Origin of the sequence: Streptomyces sp. NPDC048338, assembly GCF_043201055.1 — a bacterium.
Classification (GTDB): domain Bacteria; phylum Actinomycetota; class Actinomycetes; order Streptomycetales; family Streptomycetaceae; genus Streptomyces.
The window spans coordinates 411,870-420,429 of the sequence record NZ_JBICYQ010000007.1 but is presented as its reverse complement, the minus strand read 5'-3'; the positions used below and the strand labels follow the sequence as shown (position 1 = coordinate 420,429).

8 protein-coding genes and 2 pseudogenes are annotated in these 8,560 nt (G+C 72.5%); 3 read left to right on the top strand and 7 right to left on the bottom strand.

What is annotated here, in order from left to right:
- Positions 1 to 185: 185 nt before the first annotated feature.
- The 5 genes and pseudogenes from ACGFZF_RS19330 to ACGFZF_RS19310 all read right to left on the bottom strand — a co-directional run bounded on the left by ACGFZF_RS19330 (position 186) and on the right by ACGFZF_RS19310 (position 5,117).
- A complete protein-coding gene (locus ACGFZF_RS19330; protein WP_393555605.1) occupies positions 186 to 1,562 on the bottom strand; it encodes an NtaA/DmoA family FMN-dependent monooxygenase in 1,377 nt (458 codons plus the stop codon).
- Complete coding sequence (locus ACGFZF_RS19325; protein WP_393555603.1) at positions 1,559 to 2,716, bottom strand: LLM class flavin-dependent oxidoreductase; 1,158 nt, start codon at positions 2,714 to 2,716, stop codon at positions 1,559 to 1,561. Before ACGFZF_RS19325 ends, ACGFZF_RS19330 begins: the two co-directional genes overlap by 4 nt.
- A gap of 564 nt (positions 2,717 to 3,280) precedes the next feature.
- A pseudogene (locus ACGFZF_RS19320) lies at positions 3,281 to 3,367 on the bottom strand (IS5/IS1182 family transposase); the annotation flags it as partial.
- A 3-nt stretch (positions 3,368 to 3,370) separates the two neighbouring features.
- Positions 3,371 to 4,012 carry a maleylpyruvate isomerase N-terminal domain-containing protein gene (locus tag ACGFZF_RS19315; protein ID WP_393555602.1) on the bottom strand — a complete coding sequence of 214 codons (642 nt, stop codon included), beginning with the start codon at positions 4,010 to 4,012 and terminating at the stop codon, positions 3,371 to 3,373.
- 181 nt (positions 4,013 to 4,193) lie between these two features.
- Entirely contained in the window at positions 4,194 to 5,117 is a 924-nt protein-coding gene (locus ACGFZF_RS19310) for a dihydrodipicolinate synthase family protein (protein ID WP_393555601.1), read from the bottom strand.
- A 70-nt stretch (positions 5,118 to 5,187) separates the two neighbouring features.
- Here ACGFZF_RS19310 and ACGFZF_RS19305 point away from each other — a divergent pair, with 70 nt between their 5' ends.
- A complete protein-coding gene (locus tag ACGFZF_RS19305) occupies positions 5,188 to 6,108 on the top strand; it encodes a LysR family transcriptional regulator (protein WP_393555599.1) in 921 nt (306 codons plus the stop codon).
- A 16-nt stretch (positions 6,109 to 6,124) separates the two neighbouring features.
- Positions 6,125 to 6,217, top strand: a pseudogene (locus tag ACGFZF_RS19300) (IS5/IS1182 family transposase); the annotation flags it as partial.
- 21 nt (positions 6,218 to 6,238) lie between these two features.
- On the opposite strand, the gene ACGFZF_RS19295 reads toward ACGFZF_RS19300, so the two are convergent.
- Positions 6,239 to 6,688 (bottom strand): cupin domain-containing protein, encoded by a 450-nt coding sequence (locus ACGFZF_RS19295; RefSeq protein WP_393555597.1) that lies wholly within the window; start codon positions 6,686 to 6,688, stop codon positions 6,239 to 6,241.
- A 163-nt stretch (positions 6,689 to 6,851) separates the two neighbouring features.
- Between ACGFZF_RS19295 and ACGFZF_RS19290 the strand changes: the two genes are divergently transcribed.
- Positions 6,852 to 7,790 carry a GlxA family transcriptional regulator gene (locus ACGFZF_RS19290; protein WP_393555635.1) on the top strand — a complete coding sequence of 313 codons (939 nt, stop codon included), beginning with the start codon at positions 6,852 to 6,854 and terminating at the stop codon, positions 7,788 to 7,790.
- A 178-nt stretch (positions 7,791 to 7,968) separates the two neighbouring features.
- On the opposite strand, the gene ACGFZF_RS19285 is transcribed toward ACGFZF_RS19290, so the two are convergent.
- Positions 7,969 to 8,553, bottom strand: coding sequence for a nucleosidase (locus tag ACGFZF_RS19285; RefSeq protein WP_393555595.1), 585 nt, complete (start codon positions 8,551 to 8,553; stop codon positions 7,969 to 7,971).
- Positions 8,554 to 8,560: the final 7 nt, after the last annotated feature.

The window sequence follows — 8,560 nt, the reverse complement described above, 5'->3', positions numbered from 1 at the left end:
CGGAATCGGCGAAGCCGACGCGACGAAGGAGCGCCCTTGATGCGGCGCCGCAACCCGCCACACTCGGAGAGAGGGCGGCCAACCACCAGAAGCCGCCGAAGACCGGCCCGCCCCAAGACCCCAAAGGACCCGCACCCTCCAAGCCCCCCAGCGCGAAGACCCCCGCCCCCGCCCCACCCCCCTCCCTACACCGTCGCCAGGCGGGCAGGGCGGAGGCCGAGGTGGTCCCGGAGCGTCGTGCCCGTGTAGGCCGTGCGGTAGGCGCCGCGCTCCTGGAGCTCCGGCACGAGGAGGTCCACGATGTCGTCGAGGCCGTCCGGGACGAGGTACGGCGAGATGTTGAAGCCGTCGATCGCCCCGTGCCGCGCGAAGTGGACGAACTTCTCGGCGAGTCCGGCGGGCGTCCCCACGTGGCCGCGCTGCGGGCCGAGCTCGATCACCGTCTCCCGCAGGGACCAGCCGTTGGCCTCGGCCTTCGCCCGCCACTCGGCCACGACCGGGCGCGGATCGGAGACCCGGCCGGCGCCGAACGTACCCGTGTCCTCCTCGACCACCGGATCCTCGGCCGGCAGCAGGCCGTCGGCGTCCCGGCCGGACAGGTCGATGCCCCACAGGAGTCCCGCGATGCCCAACGCCGTGGCCGGGGTGACCTGCTGGAGCCGGACCCAGCGGGCCTTCTCCTCCGCCTCCTTCTCGGTGGCGCCGATGATGATCTCCGTACCCGGCAGGATCCGTACGTCGTCCTCGGGGCGTCCCGCTGCGCGCAGCCGGCGTCGGATGTCCTCGGCGAAGGCGAGCGCGTCGTCGAACTCCGTGCCGTGGGCCGAGAAGATGACGTCCGCGTTGCGGGCGCCGAAGTCCCGGCCGGCCGGCGAGTCGCCGGCCTGGAAGATCACCGGATGCCCCTGGGCGCTGCGCGGCAGGGTGGGTGTCAGGTCGATGTCGAACTGGCTGCTCCGGGCCCGTACGGGGCGCACCCCACCGGGTACGGACCAGGACCGTGCGTCGGCGGTGTCGGTGACGGCTCCGCTCGCCCAGCCGTCCCAGATGTCGCGGGCGACGGCCAGGAACTCCTCGGCGCGCCGGTAGCGGTCGGCGTGGTCGAGGAAGCCGCCGCGCCGGAAATTGGCGCCGGTCCAGGCGTTGTCGGTGGTGACGACGTTCCAGCCGGCGCGTCCCTCCGAGAGGAGATCCAGACCGGCGAAGCGGCGCGCGAGGTCGGCGGGCTCGTTGAACGTCGTGTTGGAGGTGCTGACGAGGCCGATCCGGTCGGTGACGGCGGCGAGCGCGGCGAGCTGGGCGATCGAGTCGGGGCGACCGGCGACGTCCAACTCGTGGATCTTCCCGTCCACCTCGCGCAGCCGTAGGCCGTCGCCGAGGAAGAAGGCGTCGAAGAGGCCGCGTTCGGCGGTCTGCGCGACCCGTCGGAAGGAGGCGGGGTCGATCTGTGAGCCGCTCGCGGGGTCGGACCAGATCGTCCAGTGGTTGACGCCCTGGAAGAAGACGCCGAAGTGCAGCTCGGCGTCGGGGCGGGGCACGTCGGTGGGATCGGTGCGGGTCATCGGGTCTCCTCCCGGACGGCGGTGGCGGCGGTGACGTCAGCGCCGGCGTCCGCGCGCGGTGTGGCGAAGCGGCTCGCGGGCCGGGGCAGGCCCAGGGTGGTCCGCAGGGTGGCGCCGGGGAGCGGGCGGCCGGCGACGCGGCGGGCGAAGAGCTCGGGCAGTACCAGGCGGGACAGGACGGAGAGGTCCTCGTCGAGGACGAGGGGGCGCAGCCGTACGCCGTCGACGTGGTGGCTCAACTCGGTGAGCAGTGCGACGAGTCCGGCGGCCGATCCGACATGCCGCAGACGGTGCGGGGTGCTGTGCCAGGGGGCGTGCCGTTCCAGGTCGGCGACACGTTCTTCGGCGGGCTCGCCAGGGGTGTCGAGGGCGACCTCGACCTCGGCGAACGCCAGCGGCGCGCCGGAGCGGGCCGCCGCCTCGCCGAGCCGTGCGGGGGAGGCGCCGTCGACCAGGGCGACGTCGATCAGCGCGGGGGGTACGAGACCTTCCCGCGCGAGTACGACCGGACGGCCCTGCGGCGGGCGCGGGACGATCCCCGGGCCCTTGACCGTGTAGGTGTCACCCGTGAAGTCGATGTAGTGCAGACGGTCCCGGTCGAGGTAGCGGCTGGTGGCGACGGACCGGATGACCGCGTCGTCCTCCCAGGAGTCCCAGAGGTCCCGGACGACCCGTATGGCGTCACGGGCCTCACGGCCGAGTGCTTCGGCGCCCTCGACCGGGGGCCGGCCCCAGGCCCGGGCCGCGTGGACGCTTGCCTGCCCCGACTCGTCGGCCGTCGCCACCCACGCGGCGCGGCCCGCCGAGACGTGGTCGAGCGTGGCCAGTTGGGAGGAGAGATGGAACGGTTCGGCATAGGTCGTGGACGCAATGGGGGCGATGCCGAGCACGCTCGTTGACGCGGCGACGAAGGCGGCGCGCTCGACGGCGCCGATCCGGCCCACGATGTTCGCCGGTGCGTCGCCGGCGGGCGGCAGCAGGCTGTCGTCCAGGGTGACGAGCGTGAAGCCGGCGTTCTCGGCGGCGGCGGCGACCCGCGCGACGCGCCGAGGGGTCAGCAGTTCGCCGGGCGCGTGCGCGGCCCGGCGCCAAGCGGCGGGATGGTCACCGTCGCCGTCGATCTCGACGGCGAGGTAGAGGGGTGGCTGAGGCATGGGGGTCCTTCCACGGGCACACAGGGACCACGCGGGCGCGACGCGGCGCACCGGCGGGTGAGGAGAGGAGTCAGCTGTGTGCGGAAGGACAGATGGCGGAGGCGGTGCGGCAGAAGTCGACATGCCGACGGCAGATGAGCCTCGTGCCCCCCACGCGGACGCCGGCACGCGGCGACGCGATCGGTGCACGCACGAGGGCCTCCACTGGTCCGAGGGGAACGCCTCAGCTTAGGCAGGTGGCCTTTCGCACTGTCAAGGTCGTCCCGGCCCCTGGTACACCCGCCGGGAGACGTGCCGCGCCGACGAAATCCCCTGTTCACGAACGAGGTTCGCCGGACATGGGGACGGCGGTGGCGACCCCGAGTGCGGCAGCGGGGCGACCGTGCGCACGTCGTCCGATTCCGCATCCGCATCCGCATCCGATTCCGCGTCCGACTGCGACTGCGGTCTGACGGGGCGCCGGGGAAGTGCGCCCTTGGGCTGACGCGCCCGACGACGTCCGGACGTAGCGTCCGGGGCATGGTTGAACTCACCCGTTCGGCTTCGGCCGTCTCACTGATCGTTTCAGAATGAGGTTCGCAGGCGGCGGAAGCATGTGAGCCTGCAGGCCAGTTCGAGCAGCCCCTGGTGGAGATCGGCGCGTCGTTCGTATACCTACAACACACGTAGGGCCTGGTCGACGTCGCGCTCACGCCTGGCGAGCGCATGCAGCACGGCTTGGTCGCCGTGCCTGCCCCGGGCGGCGGCAACGAGCACGTCCACCGCGATGGCGAGCGCAGCATCGGGCACTCGGCACGGCGCGTCGACACTGAGCGCGAGGTCATCGAGGTGAACCGCCAGCTCGACGCAACGGGTCTGCAGGTATCCGTCGAGCGACATCTCCTCTCCCGGCCGGTGAAGGACAGCCACCCGCCGATCGGCCGACTCCATGCCCAGCCGCTGCGCCAGCCGCATCCACGCTGCCCGGGCCTGCTCAGCCACGGCTGCGGGGCCGGCTGCGGCAGTTTCCTCGCTGCGGGCACGCACTCCGACGTTCAGCGCAGAGTCCGGCGACGACGTATCGGCGAGCCGCGCGTAGTACCGAACCGGTGACACCGGTTCCGCGCCGACCACCTGACCGTCGAGGAACCACTCGACCTGGAGGACGCTACGCGCAAGGTGGCCGGCCAGCCCACCCACTGACATCCCGGGGAGCACGGATCCGGTCTCCCAGTGTCGGGCCACCTGCTCTGTGGCCAGTAGGTGCACCGCCTTCTCGGCAGCCTGCAGGTAGGTCTTCCGGATCTCATCAGTCATGCGGGCATCGTCGCAATCTCATCGTCACAGCTGCTGACAGGTCCACGTTGTGGATCGACCCGCCGCCTCGGCCGCCTGGACAGCTCGCCCATGTGGGGAGTGTGGTGGCACGGGAGCGGGCCGGGCCCAGTCGCCTTGCATCGAAGGTCTACGGGGTTCCCCCGGGGACCACGGGTCTGTCTCAGGCCGCGGTCCCTTGGTGGGCTTGGTGGGTCCTGGTGGCGGACAGGGCCGCCGCCAGCCGGACCGAGTCAGCGGAGGCGGCCAGCAGCGGCAGCCGGACGGCCGGGCTGGGAATACGGCCCTGGGCGTGCAACACCCCCTTGATCACGGTCGGGTTCGGCTCGGCGAAGAGCGCGGCGGACAGCCGGGCCAGCTCCGTTCCCAGCCTGCGGGCCGGTCCGGTGGCGTCTCGCTGCCACAGCGAGATCAGCTCGGCGAAGTCAGCAGTGCGGACATTGGCCGACGCCAGGATGCCGCCGCGGGCGCCTGACGCGAGGAGTGGCGAGATGACGGCGTCGTCGCCGCCGAGCACCGCGAAGCCCGGTGTCGACGAGCCGAGCAGTTCCATCGCGGCCGCGTCGATCGCACCGGTCGCGTACTTGACCGCGACGACCTCCGGTAGGTGCCCGAGCGCGTTCAGAGTGCCGGTGCCGAGCGACTGACCGGTGCGGTACGGGATGTCGTAGACGACCAGCGGCAGGCCCCCGTGTTCGGCGAGTGCCGTGAAGTGCGCCAGCGTTCCCGCCTCACCGGGCCGGGTGTAGGGCGGCGCGGGAACCAGCGCCGCGGCGACGTCACCGCTCTGAGCGAGCTCCCGCAGCGTCGTGATGGCGGCGGCGGTGTCGTTGGTGCCGACGCCGACGATCAGCGGAGCTCCGTGCGCCCGGCAGGCGGCCGAGCAGATACGGACCACCGCCCGCTTCTCCTCGGCGGTCAGCGTGGCCGCCTCCGCAGTGGTGCCCAGGGCAACGAGTCCGCGAGCGCCGGCCGACAGCGCCTCGCCGGCGAGGCAGGCGAGCGCGTCCGGGGCGAGGTTCAGGTCGTCGGTGAACGGAGTCACCAAGGGGACGAACAGGCCGGTGAGATTCGCTTCGGGCTTCATGCGCCCAGCCTGACCGACACAAATCAGTAGATCCAGTTCGCATTTCTTCTCTCATGCGTAAGATCATCTTATGCTTGATGTCCGACGACTCCACCTGCTGCGCGAACTGGACCGACGCGGCACCATCGCGGCCGTGGCCGAGGCACATACCTTCACCGCTTCGGCCGTCTCCCAGCAGCTGAGCGTGCTTGAGCGCGAGGCGGGCGTACCCCTGCTGGAACGAAGTGGCAGACGGGTGGTGCTCACCCCCGCGGGCCGCACCCTCGTCACCCACGCCGACGCCGTCCTCGAACGCCTCGAACTGGCCGTCTCCGAGCTGGCAGGGGCACGTGAGGGCATCGGCGGGCCACTGCGGATCGGGACGTTTCCCTCTGGCGGCCCCGCGATCGTGCCCGCCACGCTGGCCGAACTGGCCCAGCGGCATCCTGCGCTGGAACCAATGGTGCAGGAGATCGACTCGGCGCGAGTCTCCGACGGCCTACGCGCCGGCGAACTCGACGTGGCCCTCGTTCACGACTACGACTTCGTGCCCGCGTCACCGGACACCACGGTCGACCAGGTGCCCCTGTTGGAGGAGCCGATGTACCTGGCCACCGGCAGCGCGCCCGCCACCGGTCTCGTCGCCCGCGGCGAAACGCTGGCCGAGCTGCTCGGACCGTGGGCCATGTCCCCATGGATCACGGCCCGGGACGGCACGACCGGTCACGCGATGGCCGTGCGCGCCTGTCAGGCAGCCGGATTCCAGCCGCGCATCCGCCATCAGGTCAACGACTTTCGTACGGTCCTGGCACTGGCGGCCATCGGGCAAGGCGCCGGATTCGTACCGGAGATGGCCACCGCACACGCTCCCGAGGACGTGGTCCTGACCCGGCTGCCCCTCTTCCGTCGCTCGAAGATCGCCTTCCGCGCGGGCGGCGGCACCCACCCGGCGATCGCAGCATTCGTGGCGGCGGCGCGAACAGCGGTGGGTGCCGCGGGCCGTGCCTCCTGATCGATTCAGTGTTGCGTGGCGCGATGTCCCCGCGGAGACCGTGGGCGGCTCCGGAGTGACGTCCTGGCGTCGGCTGCGGGACTGGCCCCGGGGAGCCGTCCGTGGTCGGCGACCCCCTCGGAGTGTCGCCTCAGAGGTCCAGGACGTGGCCGGTCGTGGCGTCGACGTGGTCCGGGACCTCCTCGTGGTCGTCGCCGACCGTCGGTGTCCCGGTCGGCTCGAACATGAGGAGGGTGGCGCCGGACGGGGCGGAGGGCCGGTGCCGTACGCCCTTGGGGACGGTGAAGACCGAGCCGCGGGGCAGCGTCACGGTGCGTTCCGTCCCCTCCTCGCCGGCGGTCGCGTCCGCCCCGGCTGCCGGGAGTTCCCGCAGGGCGATGTGCAGTTCGCCGTCCAGGACGAGGAAGAACTCGTCCGTGTCGTCGTGCACGTGCCACACGTGCTCGCCGGCCACCTTGGCGATCCGCACGTCGTAGTCGTTCACTCGCGTCACGATGCGCGGGCTCCACAGGGCGTCGAAGGTCGAGAGGGCCGCGGCCAGGTCGACGGGACCGGCGTTCGGTGCGTTCAGGCTGCTCATGAGCCCATGGTGGGGCCGGACGCCGGTCTGCCGTGAGTGCTAGAAAGAGCATATGGCGCAAGGATCCTCGCAGACGCAGACGCAGACGCAGACGCAGACGCAGACGCAGACGTACGCGCAGAAGCTCCCGGACGGGAACGGTCTCGGTCCGCACCGGGTCGTCGTGATCGTCGACCGGAACTCCAACCCCTTCGAACTCGGCTGCGCCACCGAGGTCTTCGGCCTCCGCAGGCCCGAAATCGGCCGCGATCTGTACGACTTCCGGCTCTGCTCGCCCGAGCCCCGCACCCTCATGCGGGACGGGTTCTTCACGCTCACGGGCGTCGCCCCGCTCGGCGCGGCCGACGACGCGGACACCTTGATCGTCCCCAACCGCCCTGATGTGGAGGTGCCGCGCCGCCCCGCCGTCCTCGACGCGATCCGCCGCGCCCACGCCCGTGGCGCGCGCCTGGTCGGATTCTGCAGCGGTGCCTTCACCCTGGCCGAGGCCGGCGTGCTCGACGGCCGGCGCGCCACCGCGCACTGGCAGTGGGCCGACGACTTCCGGGCCCGCTTTCCCTCCGTACGGCTCGAACCGGACGTCCTGTTCGTGGACGACGGCGACATCCTCACCGCCGCGGGCAGCGCCGCCGCGCTCGACCTCGGGCTCCACATCGTCCGTCGCGACCACGGCGCCGAAGTGGCCAACGCGGTCAGCCGGCGACTGGTGTTCGCGGCGCACCGGGACGGCGGACAAAGGCAGTTCGTCGAACGGCCCGTTCCCGACCAGCCCGACGAGTCGCTGGCTCCGCTCCTCGCCTGGGCCCAGGAGCGGCTCGACGCACCGCTCGCCGTCGCGGACCTCGCCGCCCACGCGGCCGTCAGCCCCGCGACCCTCCACCGCCGCTTCCGGGCCCAGCTCGGCACCACCCCGCTGGCCTGGCTCACCGGTGAGCGGGTGGCCCTGGCCTGTCGGCTCATCGAGCGCGGTGAGTCCCGCTTCGACGTCGTGGCTCGCGCCAGCGGGCTGGGGACGGCCGCCCATCTTCGCGCGCTGATGCGCCGGGAGACCGGGCTCGCCCCGTCCGACTACCGCCGTCGCTTCGGGCCGTCCGCCGGCTGACGCCGCCGAGCCGGCCCCGGACAGGTCCGCAGCCGGCCCGGGTCCTCGGCGGCGCCGGGGGACGGGACCGACGGGGGACGGGACCGTCGGGAGCCCGCTGCCGCATCGTGACGCCGCGCGGACGCACCCGGCACGGCCGAAGGGCGGCACTCTTCGCGCGTCGACGTGGTGCCTCGCCTCAGGAGCGGTACGGCGTGTTCTGCGCGGCCCAGTCGGCCAGGGCCCGCGCGCACTCGGCCACCGCGTCGCGCCACGTCTTGGCCGCTCCGTCCCCCGCCTCGTCGCTGACGTGCTTCACGATCCGCAGCGGCACCCCCGCCGAGGCGGCCGCGGTCGCCAGCGCGTAGCCCTCCATGTCGACCAGCGCGGCGTGGGCGGCCAGCCGGACGCGGGAGGCCTCGTCCGCGATGAAGGCGTCACCGGTGGCCAGGATGACGTCGCCACCGTCGGGAAGCGTCAGCGGCTGCCCCACCGTCTCACCGGTCAGCGTGGCCAGCAGCTCGCCGTCGAGGTCGTGCTGCAGCACGGTGCCGACGACGTGCGTCCCCACCCAGCCCGCGCGCAGCGCCCCGGCCGTGCCCAGGTTGACCACGCCGGACGGTCGCGACACACCGGCGAGCACGGACGTGAGCGCGATCGCCGCGTTCACCTTGCCCATGCCGGTCAGCAGGACCGGCAGGTCCGTGTCGAGGAACTGCGCCTCCTCCTTGACGGCGAGGACGAGCAGGGGCCGGTCGGCCGTGATCTTTCCGATGAGTTCCATGGGGCCA

Bases quoted from the DNA above. Each gene is read 5' to 3' on its own strand.
- ACGFZF_RS19295 (WP_393555597.1), bottom strand. From the start codon at position 6,688: ATGAGCAGCCTGAACGCACCGAACGCCGGTCCCGTCGACCTGGCCGCG.
- ACGFZF_RS19310 (WP_393555601.1), bottom strand. From the start codon at position 5,117: ATGAAGCCCGAAGCGAATCTCACCGGCCTGTTCGTCCCCTTGGTGACT.
- ACGFZF_RS19305 (WP_393555599.1), top strand. From the start codon at position 5,188: ATGCTTGATGTCCGACGACTCCACCTGCTGCGCGAACTGGACCGACGC.
- ACGFZF_RS19330 (WP_393555605.1), bottom strand. From the start codon at position 1,562: ATGACCCGCACCGATCCCACCGACGTGCCCCGCCCCGACGCCGAGCTG.
- ACGFZF_RS19315 (WP_393555602.1), bottom strand. From the start codon at position 4,012: ATGACTGATGAGATCCGGAAGACCTACCTGCAGGCTGCCGAGAAGGCG.
- ACGFZF_RS19325 (WP_393555603.1), bottom strand. From the start codon at position 2,716: ATGCCTCAGCCACCCCTCTACCTCGCCGTCGAGATCGACGGCGACGGT.
- ACGFZF_RS19285 (WP_393555595.1), bottom strand. From the start codon at position 8,553: ATGGAACTCATCGGAAAGATCACGGCCGACCGGCCCCTGCTCGTCCTC.